21 protein-coding genes are annotated in these 18038 nt (G+C 68.2%); 16 read left to right on the top strand and 5 right to left on the bottom strand.

Annotation, left to right across the window (positions count from 1 at the left end; translation table 11 throughout):
- The first annotated feature begins 30 nt into the window (after positions 1-30).
- Positions 31-879, top strand: a complete 849-nt coding sequence (locus ACM14_RS03260) for a 3-hydroxybutyryl-CoA dehydrogenase (protein WP_012203129.1) — start codon at positions 31-33, stop codon at positions 877-879.
- 75 nt (positions 880-954) lie between these two features.
- Here ACM14_RS03260 and ACM14_RS03255 read toward each other — a convergent pair whose 3' ends face one another.
- Positions 955-2283 (bottom strand): HipA domain-containing protein, encoded by a 1329-nt coding sequence (locus ACM14_RS03255; protein WP_065345320.1) that lies wholly within the window; start codon positions 2281-2283, stop codon positions 955-957.
- Positions 2280-2684, bottom strand: a complete 405-nt coding sequence (locus tag ACM14_RS03250) for a helix-turn-helix domain-containing protein (protein WP_043825756.1) — start codon at positions 2682-2684, stop codon at positions 2280-2282. The genes ACM14_RS03255 and ACM14_RS03250 overlap by 4 nt, the downstream gene beginning before the upstream one ends.
- Positions 2685-2896: 212 nt before the next feature.
- On the opposite strand from ACM14_RS03250, the gene ACM14_RS03245 reads away from it, so the two are divergent.
- The 3 genes from ACM14_RS03245 to ACM14_RS03235 all read left to right on the top strand — a co-directional run bounded on the left by ACM14_RS03245 (position 2897) and on the right by ACM14_RS03235 (position 4754).
- Positions 2897-3712, top strand: coding sequence for a crotonase/enoyl-CoA hydratase family protein (locus ACM14_RS03245; RefSeq protein ID WP_012203128.1), 816 nt, complete (start codon positions 2897-2899; stop codon positions 3710-3712).
- 93 nt (positions 3713-3805) lie between these two features.
- Positions 3806-4273: a MarR family winged helix-turn-helix transcriptional regulator gene (locus ACM14_RS03240; protein WP_065345319.1), complete on the top strand. Its 468-nt coding sequence runs from the start codon at positions 3806-3808 to the stop codon at positions 4271-4273.
- A 64-nt stretch (positions 4274-4337) separates the two neighbouring features.
- The gene (locus tag ACM14_RS03235) at positions 4338-4754 is read left to right on the top strand and encodes an organic hydroperoxide resistance protein (RefSeq protein WP_012203126.1); all 417 of its coding nucleotides are present in this window, start codon (positions 4338-4340) and stop codon (positions 4752-4754) included.
- On the opposite strand, the gene ACM14_RS03230 is transcribed toward ACM14_RS03235, so the two are convergent.
- Positions 4755-5558 (bottom strand): 2'-5' RNA ligase family protein, encoded by an 804-nt coding sequence (locus ACM14_RS03230; protein WP_065345318.1) that lies wholly within the window; start codon positions 5556-5558, stop codon positions 4755-4757.
- Between ACM14_RS03230 and ACM14_RS03225 the strand changes: the two genes are divergently transcribed.
- Together ACM14_RS03225 and ACM14_RS03220 are read left to right on the top strand one after the other, a co-directional pair.
- Entirely contained in the window at positions 5557-6621 is a 1065-nt protein-coding gene (locus tag ACM14_RS03225) for a serine/threonine protein kinase (protein ID WP_065345317.1), read from the top strand. The genes ACM14_RS03230 and ACM14_RS03225 overlap by 2 nt on opposite strands.
- 116 nt (positions 6622-6737) lie before the next feature.
- Positions 6738-7688 carry a diguanylate cyclase gene (locus ACM14_RS03220; protein ID WP_065345316.1) on the top strand — a complete coding sequence of 317 codons (951 nt, stop codon included), beginning with the start codon at positions 6738-6740 and terminating at the stop codon, positions 7686-7688.
- Positions 7689-7739: 51 nt separating this feature from the next.
- Here ACM14_RS03220 and ACM14_RS03215 read toward each other — a convergent pair whose 3' ends face one another.
- Positions 7740-8183: a hypothetical protein gene (locus tag ACM14_RS03215; RefSeq protein WP_254661989.1), complete on the bottom strand. Its 444-nt coding sequence runs from the start codon at positions 8181-8183 to the stop codon at positions 7740-7742.
- A 399-nt stretch (positions 8184-8582) separates the two neighbouring features.
- Between ACM14_RS03215 and ACM14_RS03210 the strand changes: the two genes are divergently transcribed.
- Positions 8583-9752, top strand: coding sequence for an MFS transporter (locus ACM14_RS03210; RefSeq protein ID WP_034390128.1), 1170 nt, complete (start codon positions 8583-8585; stop codon positions 9750-9752).
- Between the two features lie 23 nt (positions 9753-9775).
- Here the strand turns inward: ACM14_RS03210 and soxR are convergent, their stop codons facing one another.
- Positions 9776-10246, bottom strand: a complete 471-nt coding sequence (gene soxR, locus ACM14_RS03205; RefSeq protein WP_013804325.1) for a redox-sensitive transcriptional activator SoxR — start codon at positions 10244-10246, stop codon at positions 9776-9778.
- A gap of 129 nt (positions 10247-10375) precedes the next feature.
- On the opposite strand from soxR, the gene ACM14_RS03200 reads away from it, so the two are divergent.
- The 9 genes from ACM14_RS03200 (at position 10376) to ACM14_RS03160 (ending at position 18035) form a co-directional block, all read left to right on the top strand.
- A complete protein-coding gene (locus ACM14_RS03200; protein WP_065345314.1) occupies positions 10376-10903 on the top strand; it encodes a RidA family protein in 528 nt (175 codons plus the stop codon).
- A 46-nt stretch (positions 10904-10949) separates the two neighbouring features.
- Positions 10950-12206 carry an MFS transporter gene (locus ACM14_RS03195; protein ID WP_065345313.1) on the top strand — a complete coding sequence of 419 codons (1257 nt, stop codon included), beginning with the start codon at positions 10950-10952 and terminating at the stop codon, positions 12204-12206.
- A 199-nt stretch (positions 12207-12405) separates the two neighbouring features.
- The gene (locus ACM14_RS03190; protein ID WP_065345312.1) at positions 12406-13323 is read left to right on the top strand and encodes an urease accessory protein UreD; all 918 of its coding nucleotides are present in this window, start codon (positions 12406-12408) and stop codon (positions 13321-13323) included.
- Positions 13324-13340: 17 nt separating this feature from the next.
- Complete coding sequence (locus ACM14_RS03185) at positions 13341-13643, top strand: urease subunit gamma (protein WP_012203116.1); 303 nt, start codon at positions 13341-13343, stop codon at positions 13641-13643.
- Positions 13644-13801: 158 nt separating this feature from the next.
- Positions 13802-14425 (top strand): HupE/UreJ family protein, encoded by a 624-nt coding sequence (locus ACM14_RS03180; RefSeq protein WP_013804329.1) that lies wholly within the window; start codon positions 13802-13804, stop codon positions 14423-14425.
- Between the two features lie 27 nt (positions 14426-14452).
- Positions 14453-14758 (top strand): urease subunit beta, encoded by a 306-nt coding sequence (locus tag ACM14_RS03175; protein WP_175403235.1) that lies wholly within the window; start codon positions 14453-14455, stop codon positions 14756-14758.
- 194 nt (positions 14759-14952) lie between these two features.
- Entirely contained in the window at positions 14953-16656 is a 1704-nt protein-coding gene (gene ureC, locus ACM14_RS03170) for an urease subunit alpha (RefSeq protein ID WP_065345311.1), read from the top strand.
- Positions 16657-16663: 7 nt separating this feature from the next.
- A complete protein-coding gene (gene ureE, locus ACM14_RS03165) occupies positions 16664-17326 on the top strand; it encodes an urease accessory protein UreE (RefSeq protein WP_065345310.1) in 663 nt (220 codons plus the stop codon).
- The gene (locus ACM14_RS03160; RefSeq protein WP_065345309.1) at positions 17319-18035 is read left to right on the top strand and encodes an urease accessory protein UreF; all 717 of its coding nucleotides are present in this window, start codon (positions 17319-17321) and stop codon (positions 18033-18035) included. The genes ureE and ACM14_RS03160 overlap by 8 nt, the downstream gene beginning before the upstream one ends.
- The last annotated feature ends 3 nt before the right edge of the window (positions 18036-18038 follow it).

Genomic DNA, 18038 nt, shown 5'->3' with positions numbered 1-18038 from the left:
CACTTTGTTCGTTTCAGGAGACTGACAGTCATGGCAATTCAAACCGTAGGCATCATCGGCGCAGGCACCATGGGCAACGGCATCGCGCAGGCCTGCGCGGTATCGGGCATCGACGTGGTCATGGTGGACATCTCGGAGGCCGCCGTCCAGAAGGGCGTGGCCACCGTCTCGGGCAGCCTGGACCGCCTGATCAAGAAGGAAAAGCTGACCGAGGCAGAGAAGACCGCCGCCCTGGCCCGCATCAAGACATCGACCGACTACGCGGCGCTCAAGGGCGCGCAACTGGTCATCGAGGCCGCCACCGAGAACTACGAGCTCAAGGTCAAGATCCTCAAGCAGCTGGACGCCCTGCTGGATGCCGACGTCATCGTCGCCACCAACACCTCGTCCATCTCCATCACCCAGCTGGCCGCCGTGACGGGCCGTGCCGACAAGTTCATCGGCATGCACTTCTTCAACCCCGTGCCCATGATGGCGCTGGTGGAGATCATCGTCGGCCTGCAGACCAGCGACGAGACACACGCCACGGTCAAGGAACTGTCCGAGCGCCTGGGCAAGAGCCCCATCACCGTGAAGAACGCCCCCGGCTTCGTGGTCAACCGCATCCTGGTGCCCATGATCAACGAGGCCTTCTTCGTGCTCGCCGAAGGCCTGGCATCGGCCGAGGACATCGACGCCGGCATGAAGCTGGGCTGCAACCAGCCCATCGGCCCGCTGGCCCTGGCCGACATGATCGGCCTGGACGTGTGCCTGGCCGTGATGGAGGTTTACCTCAAGGAATTCGGCGACAGCAAGTACCGCGCCTGCCCCCTGCTCAAGGAAATGGTGGCCGCCGGCCGCCTGGGCCGCAAGACGGGCCGCGGCGTGTACAGCTACTGATACACCGCCCCCAAGGCCAAGCGAAGGCGAAGGCAGCTCAGGCTGGCCTTCGCCTTTTGTTTTGGTGGCCGCGCGCTACTTGGTTTTGCGCACCAGCGCCAGCATGTCCTCGATGACGATGTGACGTATTGACCTGAGCATTCTCAGGTGGGCACTTCTTGTGGAATGGTCCATTGCAGAGTCGGCAGGCTGGTGGAGCTGGCCAGCCTCGAATTCTGCGATCAAGGCATCGGCCTGCGGAGCCAGCATGCCAAGCATCCTGTCGAGCACACGTCCGCTTGTGCTCTGGGTCAGGCCCAAGGCCGTACCTGCGGCCAGCAGCTTTCCGTAGGTCACGTCGGCAAAGAAGGCCGCACCCGCAAGCGGAACCGTCAGCCGCTCCTGTGGCCATACCGCATGTTCATCGGCGTAAGCCCGCGTGTGATAGACGGCGGTGCTCAGGAGATCGTAGAACGGCGCCAGCCTGACGCCGCCCCGGTCCACCAGGAACGACAGATTCTTCAGATGACTGTCGCTGTTGCCCACCAGGGTGTTGAACAGCAGCCACTGATAGATGCCCATTCGGGCTTGCGCCTTTTCGCGGCAGCGGTCCATCAACGACGCCAGTGTCTGGATGCTGGCTCCTTGATATTTGAAAGTCCGGGCCAGGTCGAGCAGTTGGCAGGCATCCACCACATGCAGTCGCAGCCACTCCTGGGACGCTTCATCAAACACGCGGTCAAAGCGGTTGATGACATAGGCCGGCTCGGGCGTGTACAGCAGGTGTACCTGCGGCACATCAAGCCCCAGGCGCCCGGCAAGCTTCATGGTGAAGGCCTCGTTGACGGTCGAGTGCGGATAGCCTTCGGCCGTGGAGTCCGGCTTGAGGATATGGCTGGAAGCCGTCCCTTGGAAGGGCTCCTGCAGGCGAGCGGTTTTCTCGTCGTACAGCACCACCATTTTGTGCTGCGCTCCCGCCAGGGACATGCGCTTGGGTGATCCGGCATGCAAGGATGTGCGCGGCAAGTTCCTGAGTCTTAGTGACAGTTCGCCGAACTCCAGCCTCCTTGCGCCGCGCTCGGCTGCGCCCGCCCCAGGCGGCAGCAGGACCAGGGATCCGGCCGATTCCGCGCCAAGGGCCTGCAAAAGGCCGAAGGCATCGTGCTCATTCACCACCAGCTCTTTGCTGATCGCACTGCGCAGTGCTTCCTCGGGCAGCAGGTTGTCGAAGAACCATTGGACGCTGCGGTGCGTAGATCCGTCGATGTGCCTGCGCTTTGCCAAGGAAATGCCGGGCGCCAATGGGAAGGCGCGAGGGTCGCCCATCCACTCCTCCTCATAGGCAAAGCCCCAGACATCCCTGTTTTCGACCAGCTTTCCGGCAAGCCGGCCGTTGATGAATACGTCCAGGATGCGTGCGGTCACGGCCTGTTCTTTTCGAAGGCAGTGCGGAAGAACGCATCGTCCGAGTCACGGGCACCGGGCTCCTCCCTGACTTCAGCGGCTGGCCCTCCGTCCGGTGCGCCCTGGCGCGTTCGGTACTCGTGGGAACCATGGGGCTCAGGTGGCAGCCTGGCCTGGCGGCGCTGCAGATAGGCCTGCTCGGTTCCCTCGGGAAGGTCGATGAGCACCTCGATTCCCAGTTCGGACAGCAGTTGCAGCACGCGCCCGAATTGGACCGTGGGCTTGCCGCGCTCCACGTCCCGCACAAAGACATGGCTCACGCCTGCGGCGCCTGCTGCATCGTCCTGGCGCAAGCGCCGCGCCTTGCGAACGGCCCATACCGCGTCACCGAGTGCATCCACAGAGTCGATGGAGATCTTCATGGCTTCAATGAAATCGAAAGCATGGTTTCGATCTTATCGAGCCGCAACGGCGCTGGCAATGAATCGAAACGACCTTATCGATTTTCTATCGAGCAGCTTCCCAAACCTCAGAAAACGAAAGCATTGCTTAGATATTCATTTCGTTTCAACCGTCCTCTGCGCGACTGCACCCATCCCTGGCCTGCTCTAAGGTCCATGCGCAGGAGACAACCATGGACATCAACACCCCCACCCCGCCGCCTGAAGGCTGCATCAGCTGCGAAGTGCGCGGCCATGTGCTGCTGATCGGCATCAACCGCCCCGCCAAGCGCAACGGCTGGACGCCGCCCATGTTCCAGCAACTGGCCGAGGCCTATACGCGCCTGGACGACGATCCCGAGTTGCGCGTGGGCGTGCTGCATGCGTTTGGCAGCCATTTCACGGCGGGGCTGGATCTGCCGGTGATGGCGGAGTACCTGCGCTCGGGCAGGAAGGCCATCCCGCAAGGCCTGGTGGAGCCGCACGACTACGGCCTGGTCGGTTACAGGCGCCGCGCCAAGCCCATGGTGGTGGCGGTCAAGGGCATTTGCTTCACGGTGGGCATCGAGCTGATGCTGGGCGCCGACATCGTGGTCGCGGCCGATGACTGCCGCTTTTCCCAACTGGAGGTGCAGCGCTGCATCATGCCCACGGGCGGCGCCACGCTGCGCATGGCCGAGCGTGCGGGCGTGGGCAATGCCATGCTGCACCTGCTCACGGCCGATGAGTTCGACAGCGCCGAGGCCTATCGCCTGAACTTCGTGCAGAAGGTGGTGCCGGCCGGTCAGGAACTGGCCGAGGCCCTGCGCATTGCCGAGCGGATTGCCGCCCAGGCCCCGCAGGCCGTGGTGGCCACGCGGCTCAATGTGCTCAAGGCCATCGAGCTGGGCCAGGCCGCCGCCGTGGCCGACTTCATTCCCGTGCAGCAGCGCCTGGCCAGCAGCGAGGATGCCGCCGAAGGCGTGCGCTCCTTCATCGAGAAACGCCCCGCGCGCTTCACGGGCCGGTAGGCCTTTCTCGCCCTCCCGATCTTCCCCCTCCGATCTGGAGGGACTTCCTCAATTAAGTTGTGCACAATTTAATTGACAGCAATAATTCAACCCATGCCACGCAACGCCCTGCCCACCGACACCCCCGAGCTTCTGCGCCTGGACAACCAGGTCTGCTTTGCGCTGTACTCGGCGTCGCTGGCCATGACCAAGCTCTACAAGCCCCTGCTCGACGGCATCGGCCTGACCTATCCGCAGTATCTGGTGATGCTGGTGCTGTGGGAGCGCGACGGCCTGACCGTGTCGGAGATCGGCGAGCAGCTGACCCTGGATTCGGGCACGCTGACGCCGCTGCTCAAGCGGCTCGAAGGCGCGAACCTGCTGGAGCGGGTGCGCGATGCGCAGGACGAGCGCCGCGTGCGCATCACGCTCACCCCGCAAGGCCGGGCACTGCGCGATGCGGCTGAAAAGATTCCCGCCTGCGTGCTGCAAAGCACGCAGTGCACGCTGCCCGAGTTGCAGGCGCTGACGCAGCAACTCGGCGCACTGCGCCAGCGGCTGGCGCCGCGCCGCAGCGACTGACAACGGATTGCCGATTTCCTCCACCCGTCCGCACAGCCGGACAATTTTGCAAAAGGAAGACACCATGGCCCAGCTCGAAAAAGTCCTGTACACCGCACGTGCCCACACCACCGGCGGCCGCGACGGCGCCTCGCGCACCGATGACGGACGCCTGGACGTGACCCTTTCCTCGCCAGGCACCAGCGGCACGGGCACCAATCCCGAGCAACTGTTCGCCGCAGGTTACTCGGCCTGCTTCATCGGCGCCATCAAGGCCGTGGCCGGCAAGCAGAAGATCAGCCTGCCGCAGGACCTGTCCATCGACGCTGAAGTGGACCTGGGCACCATCCCCAACGCCTACGGCATCGCTGCCCGCCTGAAGGTCAGCCTGCCCGGCATGGACAAGGCCGCCGCCCAGGCCCTGGTGGACGCAGCCCACCAGGTCTGCCCCTACTCCAACGCCACGCGCGGCAACATCGACGTGCAGATCACCCTGGTCTGATCAGGCCCAGCCCGGCCGCTCCCGCCATTGCAGCCTGCGACCCCGGAGGTCGTAGCGTGCATGGCAGGTCAACGGGCCGTGCAAGGCGTCGGCTGCATAGCTGACCAGCGCGATCTCGCCCACGGCGGCCTGCCAGTGCTCCAGCACCGGCAGGCCGCTTATCCATTGCAGCACCTGGGCGCGCGGCCAGGCGGCGTTCCAGGCGCCCAGCGTCACATGGGGCACATAGGGGCGCAGCGCCTCGGTCAGCGCCAGCCCGGGTCTTGCCGGCCTGAGTGCACCATGCAGCATGCCCAGCGTGAGCCCGCCCTGGCTGCGGTCGCGCACCTGCAGATACGGCGCCATCTCGAAACTGCCCCAGCCGCCGAATTCCAGCTGCAGCGGTGTGGCCGGCAGGTCCTGCAGCGCGTGCAAGTCGCGCGATAGTTCCGCCGCGCCGTAGGCGTCCGGCAGGGCCGCATCGCCATCCAGAAAGCCGGCCGTGGCCAGGGTCACATGCAGTTGCCGCTCGTACCGAGGAACCAGCGCAGCGGCCAGGGCCTGGCACGCCTGCGCACAGGCGCGGCGCACGGCTTCGCCCTCGGCAGGGCCCAGCGCATGGAGCTCCAGCACCCAGACCGCATAGCGGCGCCGGCCCAGGTGCCAGCCGCTCCAGTCGTCGGATGCGCCTGCCGCGCTGGAGCTGGCGCTGGCGCTCGCTATGGCATGGGATTGCAGGAAATGGGGCAGCAGCGGCACGGCGGGCGAATCGGCGAAGGCTAGGCAGCCGCACAGCTTAAGCCAGCCCGGCGACAATCGCCCCATGTCCGCCACACCGCACGATCCTGATCTGAATGTCGTCCCCGACGACGACTCGCACGCCTATGCCCGCCTCACGCCCGACGTGGTGCTCGACGCCCTGGCCTCGGTCGGCCTGTGGGGCGACGGCCGGCTCACGGCCCTGGCCTCCTACGAGAACCGCGTCTACCAGGCCGTACTGGAAGACGGCGATCGCGTCGTGCTCAAGTTCTACCGCCCGGGCCGCTGGAGCCGCGATCAGATCCTGGAAGAGCACGCCTTCAGCGCCGAGCTGACGGCCGCCGAAGTGCCTGCCGTGCCCCCGCTGGTGCTGGAAGGCGCCACGCTGCACAGCCACGCGGGCTTTGATTTCTCGGTCAGCCCCTGGCGCGGAGGCCGTCCGCCCGAGCTGGACGACTTCGAGGTGCTGGAGTGGACCGGGCGCTTCCTGGCACGCATCCATACCGTGGGCGAAGCCCGTCCGTTTGCGCACCGGCCCGCGCTGGATCTGGCCACCTTCGGCCACGACTCCATGCAATGGCTGCTGGACCGGCAAATGATTCCGCTGGAAGTGGAATCCACCTGGAAGGCCGCCTGCCAGCGCGCCCTGGACCTGATGGCCCCCGCTGCCGACGGCCTGAGCGCGGCCGGCCACTTCGGCCTGCACAGCGCGCGCACGCTGCGCCTGCATGGCGACTGCCATCCCGGCAACGTGCTGTGGACGCCGCTGGACGAAGAAGGCCGCGGCGGCCCGCATTTCGTGGACCTGGACGATGCGCGCACCGGCCCGGCCGTGCAGGATCTGTGGATGCTGCTGTCGGGCGACCGGGGCCAGCGCACGCGCCAGCTGGGCGCCCTGCTGGATGGGTACGAGCAGTTCCGGCCCTTCGACCGCCGCGAGCTGGCCCTGATCGAGCCGCTGCGCACGCTGCGCCTCATCCACTACAGCGCCTGGCTGGCGCGGCGCCAGGACGACCCGATCTTTGCCATCAACTTCCCCTGGTTCGGCACGCCCGACTACTGGCGCGGGCAGGTGGACATGCTCAACGAGCAGATCGAGGCCATGCAGGAAGAGCCTCTATACGCCTGAGGCCACCGGGCTGCCTGCCTCCCGAAGACAGATATCTTTACAAATTGTCCAGGCCCGCGGCGCCCTATCCAGGGCTGCGGGTTCCGGGGTATTCTCGGCCCGAAATCCCATCGGCCATGCCCTACTCCGCCTTCCCACCATCGCTGCCCAACCCGCTACAGCCCTTGCCTGCCGCGCAAAAGGTGCTGGTGGTGGACGACGTTCCGGACAACGCCACCATCATCTGCCAGGTGATCAAGGATCTGTGCGGCCTGCTTGTGGCCTACACCGGCGAGGAGGCGCTGGCCCTGGCCCGCCAGTACCTGCCCGACCTCATCCTGCTGGACATCCGCATGCCGGAGATGGACGGCTTCGAGGTCTGCCGCCGCCTCAAGGCCGACCTGCAGACCGCGCATATCCCCATCATCTTCCTCACCGCGCTGACCGAGCCCCATTGCGAGGAACTGGGCCTGAACCTGGGCGCCGTGGATTTCGTGACCAAACCCTTTCGCCCGGCCGTGCTCAAGGCACGCGTGCGCACGCATCTGGAGATTGCACAACAGCGCCAGATGCTGCAACTGCTGTCGCACAGCGACGGGCTGACGGGCGTGGCCAACCGGCGTTTCTTCAGTGCCCAGCTGGAGCGCGAGTTCATGCGCCTGCAGCGCCTGGGCGAGCCGCTGTCGCTGGTGATGATGGACGTGGACCACTTCAAGGCCTACAACGACCACTACGGCCATCTGGTCGGCGATGAATGCCTGAGCCAGATCTCCCAGGCCATTCAGGGCGCACTGCACCGGCCGGGCGACCTGCTGGCGCGCTATGGGGGGGAGGAATTCGTCTGCCTGCTGCCCCATACGGCGCTGGATGGCGCGGTGCTGGTGGCGCAGGGCATCGTCGATGCGCTCAGGCTGCTGGACCTGCCCCATGCCGCCTCGCCCCTGGGCCAGGCGCTGACCGTGAGCCTGGGCGTGGCCTGCATTGCGCCTTCGCCCACCAACAGTGCCCAGCAACTGCTGGCCGATGCCGATCGGCGCCTTTATCTCGCAAAAAACGCTGGTCGCGACCGCATCGTCTGGGCGGGGTGATCAGAAGCACCCCCTGAGGCGCTACGCGCCGTTCCCCTCTCTCGCACCGGCTCAGCAACGTCCATCGACGCGGCAGGTCGGCACGACCTGACCGCTGGCATCACGCCATTGCACCTGGCCGGCCGGGGTCTGAGGCGGGGCGGCAGGCGCTGGCTCCTGGGCCGGTTGAACGTTGGAACGCTGCGGATCGTGCAGCACGGTGGATGAACCCACGCCCACGCCGACCCGCGCGCCGCCCACACCCGTGGAGGCGCCCACGCCTGCGCTGCCCAGCACCTGGCCGCTCTGGTTGACGCCGACGCCAACGCCGACCGGGCCCACGCCCGTGCCGACTCCGGCACTCAGCCCGCCGCTGCCCAGCCCCACGCCCACCGACACGGGGCCGACCGGAATTCCGATGCCCACGCCGCCGCCCACCGAGCCGCAGCCGGCCAGCAGCAGCGCGCAGGCGCCAAGCGCGGGCCACGCTGCCTTGCGGGATGGCTGGGAGGTCATGAAAGCGGAAGATGGAACTGGCATGCCGGACTCTCTGGACAAGGGAAAACACAGGGACGGCCACAGGGTACACCCGCCCGCCCGGCGCACGATGCCAGCGGTATGCCCGGGTCCATGCCAGGGGCTCGGAGGCAGCGAAACACTCAGGACACGCGGGTTTCTTAGAATTCACCCATTGGCCTGCGGGTCATTCCAGATTCCATGCGCTCCCGGACAGTGCCGTGGCGCCGCGGTGGCGCCACGCCTGCGCGGCGCCGCTTTCCCCTTCGCTTTCTTCGCGCTCCCTTTTCGCTCCCTTTTCGCTCCCTTTTCGCTCCCTTTTCGCTCCCTTTTCGCTCCCTTTTCGCTCCCTTTTCTATGCAAACCCGTTGGCCACCCTATGCGTGGGTGTGTTTTTCCATGTGCGTGGGCGTCATGGGCACCGCCCTGGCCAGCCCGCTGTACCCCCTGTACCAGCAGGCCTGGGGGCTGCAGCCCAGCCACATCACGCAGATCTTCGTGGCCTATATGTTCGGCGCGCTGGCCAGCCTGCTGTTCCTGGGCCGGCTGACCGACCGTTTCGGCTTTGTCACCGTGCTGCGCGCCGGGCTGATCCTGATGACGCTGGGCGTGCTGGCCTCCGCCGTGGCCTGGAACGTGCCCAGCTTTGCGCTGGGGCGCGTGGTCATCGGCGTGGCTTCGGGGTTGATCACCACCTCGGCCTCGGTGGGCATGACCCGGCTCAACAACCGGGGCGACCTGCAGCGCGCCGCGGCCACGACCAGCCTGACCATTGCCTTCGGCTTCGGGCTGGGCCCCGTGGTGGGCGGGCTGATCGCGCAGTGGCTGCCCTGGCCACTGGTCACAGCCTACATCCCCTCGCTGGGGCTGGGCCTGCTGGCCGTCTATGCGCTGTACCAGGTGCGCATCGCCGAGCCGGCCGAGCTGGCCTCCACCCAGGCACGCGCGCTGCACTGGCGCGATTTCATGCCCACCATCACGCTGCCGGAGCGCCGCTTTGCGCGCCACTACGCACTGGGCGGCATGTGCGCGTTCTGCGCCTTCGGCATGTTCAGCCTGTTCGCATCGCTGGCGCCCAGCTTCATGCAGCGCATGGTGCCCTGGCACGGGCCGGCTGTCTCGGGCCTGTCCATCGGCGTGATCCTGTTCCTCTCGGCGGGCTTCCAGTACCTGGCGCGCCCGCGCCCGACCAAGGGCTCGGCCATTGTGGGCTTTGCCTGCCTGGTGGCCTGCAACCTCCTGCTGCTGGTCAACAGCTTCGCGGGCTCGGCCTTGCTGTTCGCGCTCAGCGTGATCACCACGGCGGCGGGCCACGGCCTGTGCAACCTGGCGGGCATGTCCATCGTCAACAAGGTCTCCACGCCGGCCACACGCACGGGCCTGCTGTCCACGTACCTGGTGGTCGGCTACCTGGGCACCATCGTGCCCATCCTGGGCCTGGGCTGGCTATCGGACCATATCGGCATCACCGAGGCCCTGGTCGCCTACTGCATCGTCATGGGTGCGCTGGCCGGCTGGCTGTGCTGGATGTGCACGCGCACGCCCACGCTGCCCATGCCCAAGCACTAGCTCCGCCAAGGGCGCATGCCTGTTCAGCGAAAGTGCGGTCCCGGCCCGTCTTCGGCCAGGCAGTCGCCGTCATTGCGCAGCGGGCAGACCTTGAGGGACAGGCAGCCGCAGCCAATGCAGCCGTCGATCTGGTCGCGCAGCTGGGTCAGGCCCTGGATGCGCGCATCCAGCGCGTGGCGCCAGCGCGCGGACAGCGCGGCCCAGTCGGCCTGCGTGGGCGTGCGGCCGCTGGGCAGGTCCTGCAGCGCCTCGGCAATCTCGGCCAGCGGCACGCCCATGCGCTGGGCCACCCTGATGACCGCCACGCGCCGCAGCACGGCACGCGCATAGCGGCGCTGGTTGCCGGGCGTGCGCAGGCTCTCGATCAGTCCCTGGCGCTCGTAGAAATGCAGGGCCGAGACGGTGATGCCGCTGCGCCGGGCCACTTCGCCCACGGAGAGGATGGCCGGCCCGTCATGGTCGGACGCGGTGACACCGGCAGAAGACAGATTCATGGCAGCGGGAAAATAGGCGCAGGAAAAATAGGTCCAAGCAGGCCTGCATTTGACCTCAACTTTGGTTGAGGTTTCACACTGGCAAGCCTCGCCGCCCGGTCCGGCCCACTCTCAGACTCCAAGCCATACATGCCACACGACGCACTTGCCACCTCCTCGGCACAGCCCGCCGCTTTCACGGCCCCGCAACTGCAGCATCTGCAGCCCGCCGGCCTCTACGACGCCACGCCCAACGGCTACACCCATGTGGTCACCGTGCACGGGCCGGCGCAATGGGCCTTCGTCTCGGGCCAGGGCGGCGAGAACCAGGCGGGCGACCTGCCCGACAGCTTCGCGGCCCAGGCGCAGCAGGCGCTGTCCAACCTCAAGCTGGCGCTGCAGGCGGCGGGCGCGGACATGGGCCAGGTGGTCAAGCTGACCCTGCTCATCGTCGACCACTCGGAGGCCCGTTTCAACGACTGGCAGGCCGCCGTGCGCCTGCATTGGAGCGACGGTGCCCCCGGCGATGGCGCCCCCGGCAATACCCTGCCGCGCTTTCCGGCCTGCACACTGATCCCCGTGCCCCGGCTGGCCCTGCCCGGCATGCTGATCGAGGTCGATGCCGTGGCCGCACTGCCCGCCCACGCCCAGCCCGCACGGCCGCCGCTGTGGGTCTGAGCCATCCGTTTGCCACCCATAAGCAGATAACACAGGCATTCGTCAGATGAACAGATCCTCCCAGGCTTGCGCCCAGCCCTCGCCGCCCATGCAGGCCACCGCCACGCCCGTGCTGCCCCAGAGCACCCTGCTGCTCATGGCCACGGCCTGCGGCCTGTGCGCGGGCGCCAATTACTTCAACCAGCCGCTGCTGCATTCCATCGCCATCGACCTGGGCATCAGCGAGGCGCGTGCCTCGCTGACGGTGACCATGGCCCAGGTCTCCTATGCGCTGGGACTGCTGCTGCTCGTGCCGCTGGGCGACATGCTAGAACGCCGCCGCCTGGTGCTGGGCCTGATGCTGCTGGCCGCGCTGGGCATGCTGGCCAGCGGCATGGCGCACAGCTTTGCGCTGCTGGCGGCGGGCACGCTGATGACGGGGCTGTTCTCGGTCGCGGCCCAGGTGCTGGTGCCCATGGCGGCCAGCTTTGCGGCGCCCGGCGCCAGCGGGCGCGCCGTGGGGCTGGTCATGAGCGGGCTGCTGATCGGCATCCTGGCGGCGCGCAGCGTGGCGGGCCTGTTGTCGGAGCTGGGCGGCTGGAATGCCGTCTACTGGGTGGGCGCCCTGGCCACGGCCGGCGTGGCCCTGCTGCTGCGGCGCGCGCTGCCCCTGGCGCAGCCGGCCCAGCCCATAGGCTATGGCGCGGTGATGCGCTCCCTGCTCACGCTGGCACGCGAGCAGCCGCGCCTGCGCAGCCGGGCGCTGATCGGCGGCATGGGCTTTGCCACGGTGAGCGTGCTGTTCTCGACCATGGCACTGCTGCTGGCCGGGCCGGGCTACGGGTTTGGCGATGCGCAGATCGGCCTCATCGGCCTGGTCGGCGTGGCCGGCGCCCTCATGGCCAACATGGCCGGCCGGCTGGCCGACCGGGGGCTGGAGCAGCGCACCACGCTGGCCGGCGGCCTGCTCATGCTGGCGGGCTGGGGGGCGCTGTGGCTGGGCGGCACCAGCCTGTGGTGGTTTCTGGCGGGGCTGCTCATCGTCGATGCCGCGCTGCAGGCCCTGCACATCAGCAACCAGAACGTGATCTATGCGCTGGCACCCTTGGCGCGCTCGCGCATCAATGCGGTCTATATGACGGGCTATTTCATCGGCGCCTCGGCAGGCTCGGCCGTGGGCTCGGCGGTCTGGCTGCACTGGGGATGGACAGGTGCCAGCGTGGCGGGCCTGATTCTGAGTCTGGCCACGCTGGCCGTCGTGGCCTGGGACAGGTCCCTCGCGCGCCAGGCAGGCCAGGCAGATCGACAGCAGGGCCGCGCGTAAGAAAGAGCACCAGCCTGCGGCACGCTGCGCAAGAATGCACTGCAAACGTGCCGTCTTGCGCGCCTTGCCATGCAGGAAACGCACCAATCCGATGCGCCAGCGCACCAGCATGGCGCAACCGCCACTGCACCGGATTGGCACGCTAAATGCATGACAAAGGCCGTTACAACCACCACGCCCTGTACCGTCCGCCCCGCCCATGTCCGCAGCGCTACCGATCACCGCCGTGCCCGCTTGCGCCTCGGGCTGGCAGGCCATGCTGGACCTGCGCTTCGGGCACCGCGCCGGCCAGGGCAGCGTGCTTTCCTACGCACGCCACAGCGGCCCGCTGCGCGTGCAAAAACCGCTGCACCCCGAAGGCCCCGGCATCTGCCATGCCGTGCTGCTGCACCCGCCCGGCGGCGTGGCCGGCGGCGACCAGTTGCAGATCGATGTGACCGTGGAGCCCGGCGCCCACGCCCTGCTGACCACACCGGGCGCCACGCGCTGGTACAAGTCCCAGGGCCGCCCGGCCGCGCAGCGCGTGCGGCTGCGCGTGGAAGAAGGCGCCATCCTGGAATGGCTGCCACAGGAAAACATGCTGTTCGCCGGTGCCGACGCCACCATGGCGCTGGACCTGGATCTTGCGCCGGGCGCGCGCGCCATCGGCTGGGATGCCGTGGTGCTGGGCCGCTATAGCGCGGGCGAGCACTGGAACCACACCGGCGCCGCCCACTGCGCTGCCGCGCGCCTGCAGCTTCACAACCGGCTCGCATGCGGCGGACGGCCGCTGTGGCTGGAGCAAGGTGAACTGCACGCCGGCCATGCCCTGCTGTCCAGCCCCGTTGCCTGGGCCGGCTTGCCCATACAGGCCAGCCTCTGGGCCGTGGCCCCGGAACCCCTGGCGGCCATGGAGCCATTGAGCGAGCAACTGGCCGCCAGCCTGCCCTGGAGCGATGAAGTGCGCGCCGGCGCCAGCCTGCTGGCCGGCCAGGGCGGCGCGCCCTCGGTGCTGCTGCTGCGCGTGCTGGCCCGGCGCATGGAGGCGGCACGGGCCGTGCTGCATGAAGGCTGGCGCCTGCTGCGCCCGGCACTGCTGGACATGCCTGCCCGCCCTCCCCGCCTCTGGGCCACCTGATCAACGGAGACTCATCGATGGAACTCACGCCCCGTGAAAAAGACAAGCTGCTGCTGTTCACCGCAGCCCTGGTGGCCGAGCGGCGCAAGGCGCGCGGCCTGAAGCTCAACTACCCCGAGGCCGTGGCGCTGATCAGCGCCGCCGTACTGGAGTGGGCGCGCGACGGCAGGACCGTGGCCGAGCTCATGCACCTGGGCACCACGGTGCTGACGCGCGCCGATGTGATGGAGGGCATTCCAGAAATGATCCCGGACATCCAAGTCGAAGCCACTTTCCCGGACGGCACCAAGCTGGTCACCGTTCACCATCCAATAGTTTGACCCCCTGAGCGGCTACGCCGCTTCCCCCAAGGGGGACGGCGCCATCGCTGCGGGGCGGCGCGGCCAGCTTAGGCCCTTGCTGGGCACCCCCAACCAGCCCGCTGCATCCGCTTGTGCCGTGGGCAGATCCAGTCTCGATAGCGATCAAGGAGATCTCCATGTTCAGATTCCGCAACACTTTCAACTACCTGCTCGCCCCGGCCCTGCTGGCCGCCGCCACGGCTGCCAGCGCCCATACGGGGGCCGGCGCCCACCTGCATGCCGGTGACGGCGCCATGCAGGCCCTGATGGCCGGGCTGTCCCACCCCATCGCGGGCCTGGACCATCTGCTGGCCATGCTGGCGCTGGGCCTGTGGTGCGGGCTGATGCTCCAGCGCCAGTGGCTGCCGCCCGTGGCCTTTGCGGCCTGCATGGCGCTGGGCCTGGCGCTGACGCAGACCCCGTTGGAGCTGCCGGCCGTCGAGCCCATGGTGGCTGCCTCGCTGCTGGCCTTCGGCCTGCTGCTGGTGGCCCAGCGCCGCCTGCCCGTGGCCCTGGCCATGGTGCTGGCCGGCGCCTTCGCGCTGTTCCACGGCTACGCGCATGGCGAGGTCTTCCCCCACGCGCTGCCCGCAGCCGTGTTCTGGGCCTACATGGCGGGCATGGTCGCCACCACGCTGGTGCTGCATGCGCTGGGCGTGGCCTTTGGCCGGGCCATGCGCGGCGGCACGGCTTCGGCCTGGGCCGCACGCCTGGCAGGTGTGGCCGCCATGGGCTACGGTGCCGTGGCGCTGGCAGGCTGATCGCGGGAGCCGCACATGACCGAGCGCATCATCCCCGGCGAGCTGCTCGCCGAGCCCGGCGAGATCCTGCTGAACGCAGGCCGGCCCGTGCAGACCCTCACGGTCACCAACACCGGCGACCGGCCCGTGCAGGTGGGCTCGCACTTTCATTTCTTCGAGGTCAACGAGGCCCTGCACTTCGACCGCGCCGCCGCACGCGGCTGGCGGCTGAACATCGCGGCCGGCACGGCCGTGCGCTTCGAGCCCGGGCAGGAGCGCACGGTGGAACTGGTGGAAATCTCCGGCGACCGCATCATCTTCGGCTTCAACGCCAAGGTGATGGGCAGGCTTTGAAGTACCCCCTGAGCGGCTACGCCGCTTCCCCCGTTGCACGGCGCCCTCTCTCGCTTCGCGGGAGGGGGACGACACCTTCGGTGCGGGGCGGCGCGGCCGGCATAGGCCCTTCCTCGGTGTCCCCGGGTTGGACCACGCCGGTTTTAAGTACAACGAGCAACGCATAGCGTCGTAGACAACAGAAAGGGAATGCTATGGCAAGCATCACGCGCCAGGCCTATGCCGAGATGTTCGGCCCCACCGTGGGCGACCGCCTGCGGCTGGCCGACACGGCCCTGGTCATCGAGATCGAGAAGGACCACACGATCTACGGCGAAGAGGTCAAGTTCGGCGGCGGCAAGGTCATCCGCGACGGCATGGGCCAGAGCCAGCGCATGGCCGCCGACTGCGCCGACACCGTCATCACCAATGCCGTGATCATTGACCACTGGGGCATCGTCAAGGCCGACATCGCCATCAAGAACGGGCTGATCGCAGGCATAGGCAAGGCCGGCAACCCGGACATGCAGCCGGGAGTGACCATCGTCATCGGCCCCGGCACGGAAATCATTGCGGGCGAGGGCATGATCGTCACGGCCGGCGGCATCGACACGCACATCCACTTCATCTGCCCGCAGCAGATCGACGAGGCGCTGACCAGCGGCGTGACCACCATGATCGGCGGCGGCACGGGCCCGGCCACAGGCACCTTCGCCACCACGGTCACGCCCGGCCCCTGGCACATGGAGCGCATGCTGCAGGCCGTGGACGGCTACCCCATGAACATCGGACTGCTGGGCAAGGGCAACGCCAGCCAGGCCGCGCCGCTGCGCGAGCAGATCGCGGCAGGCGCCATCGGCCTGAAGCTGCATGAGGACTGGGGATCGACGCCCGCCGCCATCGACTGCTGCCTGGGCGTGGCCGACGAGACCGACACCCAGGTCGCCATCCACACCGACACGCTCAACGAGGGCGGCTTCGTCGAGGCCACGGTGGCCGCCTTCAAGGGCCGCACCATCCACACCTACCACACCGAAGGCGCGGGCGGCGGCCACGCGCCCGACATCATCAAGGTCTGCGGCGAGGCCAACGTGCTGCCCTCGTCCACCAACCCCACGCGGCCCTACACGGTGAACACGCTGGACGAGCACCTGGACATGCTCATGGTCTGCCACCACCTGGACGCCTCCATTGCCGAGGACATCGCCTTCGCCGAAAGCCGCATCCGCCGCGAAACCATCGCGGCCGAGGACGTGCTGCACGACCTGGGCGCCTTCTCCATGATCTCCAGCGACAGCCAGGCCATGGGCCGCGTGGGCGAAGTGGTGCTGCGCACCTGGCAGACCGCGCACAAGATGAAGATCCAGCGCGGCAGCCTGCCGGGCGACAACGCGCGCCACGACAACTTCCGCGTCAAGCGCTACGTGGCCAAGTACACCATCAACCCCGCACGCACGCATGGCATCGCCCATGTCGTGGGCTCGGTCGAGGTCGGCAAGCTGGCCGACCTGGTGCTGTGGCGGCCGGCGTTCTTCGGCGTCAAGCCCAGCCTCATCCTCAAGGGCGGCAGCATCGCCAGCGCCGCCATGGGCGACCCCAACGCCAGCATCCCCACGCCCCAGCCCGTGCACTACCGGCCCATGTTCGCGGGCCAGGGCAGCGGCGTGGCGGCGGCCAGCCTCACCTTCGTCTCGCAGGCCGCCCAGCAGGCCGGCGTGGCAGACCGCTACGGCCTGCGCAAGCGCACCGTGGCCGTGGAAAACTGCCGCAGCGTCAGCAAGCGCGACATGCTGCACAACGACTGGCAGCCCGACATCAGCGTCGATCCCGAGACCTACCAGGTCGTGGCCGACGGCCAGCTTCTGACCTGCGAGCCCGCCACCGAGCTGCCGATGGCGCAGCGGTATTTTCTGTTCTGATCACCCCATGCTCACCGTCAACAAACACATGCCCCAGGGCGGCGGCCTTGCCGCCGTGCTGGTCAGGCGCGCCGCCACGCTGGAACTGGACTGGGACATGCGCCAGAAGAGCCGCTTTGCGGCCATCGACTCCACGGGGCGCGAGCTGGCCGTGGTGCTGGCGCGCGGCAGCGTGCTGCGCGGCGGCGATGTGCTGGTGGCCGAGGATGGCAGCCTGGTCGCCGTGCGCGCGGCGCCCCAGGCGGTGTTGCGCGTGACGGCGGCCACGCCGCTGGGCCTGCTGCGTGCGGCCTACCACCTGGGCAACCGACATATCCCGGTGGAGGTCACCCCCACCCACCTGCACCTGGAAAACGACCCCGTGCTGCACGACATGCTGCTGCGCCTGGGCGCGCAGGTGGCCCTGGTGGATGCGCCCTTCGAGCCCGAGGCTGGCGCCTATGGCGGCGGCCACCGCCACGGCCATGACGCCAGCTTTGCGGAGGACCAGGCGCTGGCGCAGAGCGTGTATGCGCTGCATGACCATGGGCACGCACACGGCCATTCCGACGGCCATTCACACGATCATTCCCACGGGCATGAACATGGCCACGACCACAGCCATGACCATGACCATGACCACAAAGGCTGCTGCGGACACGGGCACGGCCACGACCATCCGCATGGCTGACCTGTCGATACAGGGGCTGTGCGCCCTGCTGCACCTGGCATCGCCCCAGCTGCCCGTGGGCGGCTTCAGCTATTCGCAGGGGCTGGAGGCCGCCATCGAGCACGGCCTGGTCACGGATGCCGGCACGGCGCGCACCTGGATTGCCGATGCGCTGGCCCACGGCTTTGCACGCTGCGAGGCGCCGCTGTGGCTGCTGCTGCGCCGGGCCTGGAGCGCAGGCGACGAGGGGGCGGTGCACGAATGGAACCAGTGGTTCATCGCCAGCCGCGACAGCCGCGAGGCCCGTGCCGAGACGCTGCAGATGGGCTGGTCGCTGCACAGCCTGCTGCGCTCCGTGCCCTGGGGCGGCGAGGCCTTTGCGCCCCGCATCGCACAACTGGGCGCGCTGGTGGACACCCCTGGCCTGGCCTATCCCACGGCCTTTGCCTGTGCCTGCGCCGCCGTGGATGCCGACGAGGACCACGCCCTGCTGGCCTATGGCTTTGCCTGGCTGGAGAACCAGGTGGCCGCCGCCATCAAGGCCGTGCCGCTGGGCCAGGTGGCGGGCCAGAGCCTGCTGCTGGCCCTGCATCCGCTGCTGGAGCAGGCCGTGGGCGAGGCACGCCGCCGCGCCAGCGATACGCCGCCCCGGCTGGACACCATGCTGCCCCAATGGAGCGTGCTGCAGGCACGGCACGAACACCAGTACTCCCGGCTCTTCCGGTCCTGATCA

This window comes from Delftia sp. JD2, from assembly GCF_001682645.1.
Classification (GTDB): domain Bacteria; phylum Pseudomonadota; class Gammaproteobacteria; order Burkholderiales; family Burkholderiaceae_C; genus Comamonas; species Comamonas acidovorans.
Note: the sequence above shows the minus strand (reverse complement) of the source record. Positions and strands in the feature narration are given on the sequence as shown.

Bases quoted from the DNA above. Each gene is read 5' to 3' on its own strand.
- ACM14_RS03245 (WP_012203128.1), top strand. From the start codon at position 2,897: ATGGACATCAACACCCCCACCCCGCCGCCTGAAGGCTGCATCAGCTGC.
- ACM14_RS03195 (WP_065345313.1), top strand. From the start codon at position 10,950: ATGAACAGATCCTCCCAGGCTTGCGCCCAGCCCTCGCCGCCCATGCAG.
- ACM14_RS03180 (WP_013804329.1), top strand. From the start codon at position 13,802: ATGTTCAGATTCCGCAACACTTTCAACTACCTGCTCGCCCCGGCCCTG.
- ACM14_RS03235 (WP_012203126.1), top strand. From the start codon at position 4,338: ATGGCCCAGCTCGAAAAAGTCCTGTACACCGCACGTGCCCACACCACC.
- ureE (WP_065345310.1), top strand. From the start codon at position 16,664: ATGCTCACCGTCAACAAACACATGCCCCAGGGCGGCGGCCTTGCCGCC.
- ACM14_RS03220 (WP_065345316.1), top strand. From the start codon at position 6,738: ATGCCCTACTCCGCCTTCCCACCATCGCTGCCCAACCCGCTACAGCCC.
- soxR (WP_013804325.1), bottom strand. From the start codon at position 10,246: ATGAATCTGTCTTCTGCCGGTGTCACCGCGTCCGACCATGACGGGCCG.
- ACM14_RS03240 (WP_065345319.1), top strand. From the start codon at position 3,806: ATGCCACGCAACGCCCTGCCCACCGACACCCCCGAGCTTCTGCGCCTG.
- ACM14_RS03215 (WP_254661989.1), bottom strand. From the start codon at position 8,183: ATGACCTCCCAGCCATCCCGCAAGGCAGCGTGGCCCGCGCTTGGCGCC.
- ACM14_RS03225 (WP_065345317.1), top strand. From the start codon at position 5,557: ATGTCCGCCACACCGCACGATCCTGATCTGAATGTCGTCCCCGACGAC.
- ACM14_RS03210 (WP_034390128.1), top strand. From the start codon at position 8,583: ATGTGCGTGGGCGTCATGGGCACCGCCCTGGCCAGCCCGCTGTACCCC.
- ACM14_RS03250 (WP_043825756.1), bottom strand. From the start codon at position 2,684: ATGAAGATCTCCATCGACTCTGTGGATGCACTCGGTGACGCGGTATGG.
- ACM14_RS03200 (WP_065345314.1), top strand. From the start codon at position 10,376: ATGCCACACGACGCACTTGCCACCTCCTCGGCACAGCCCGCCGCTTTC.
- ACM14_RS03185 (WP_012203116.1), top strand. From the start codon at position 13,341: ATGGAACTCACGCCCCGTGAAAAAGACAAGCTGCTGCTGTTCACCGCA.
- ureC (WP_065345311.1), top strand. From the start codon at position 14,953: ATGGCAAGCATCACGCGCCAGGCCTATGCCGAGATGTTCGGCCCCACC.
- ACM14_RS03190 (WP_065345312.1), top strand. From the start codon at position 12,406: ATGTCCGCAGCGCTACCGATCACCGCCGTGCCCGCTTGCGCCTCGGGC.
- ACM14_RS03160 (WP_065345309.1), top strand. From the start codon at position 17,319: ATGGCTGACCTGTCGATACAGGGGCTGTGCGCCCTGCTGCACCTGGCA.
- ACM14_RS03230 (WP_065345318.1), bottom strand. From the start codon at position 5,558: ATGGGGCGATTGTCGCCGGGCTGGCTTAAGCTGTGCGGCTGCCTAGCC.
- ACM14_RS03260 (WP_012203129.1), top strand. From the start codon at position 31: ATGGCAATTCAAACCGTAGGCATCATCGGCGCAGGCACCATGGGCAAC.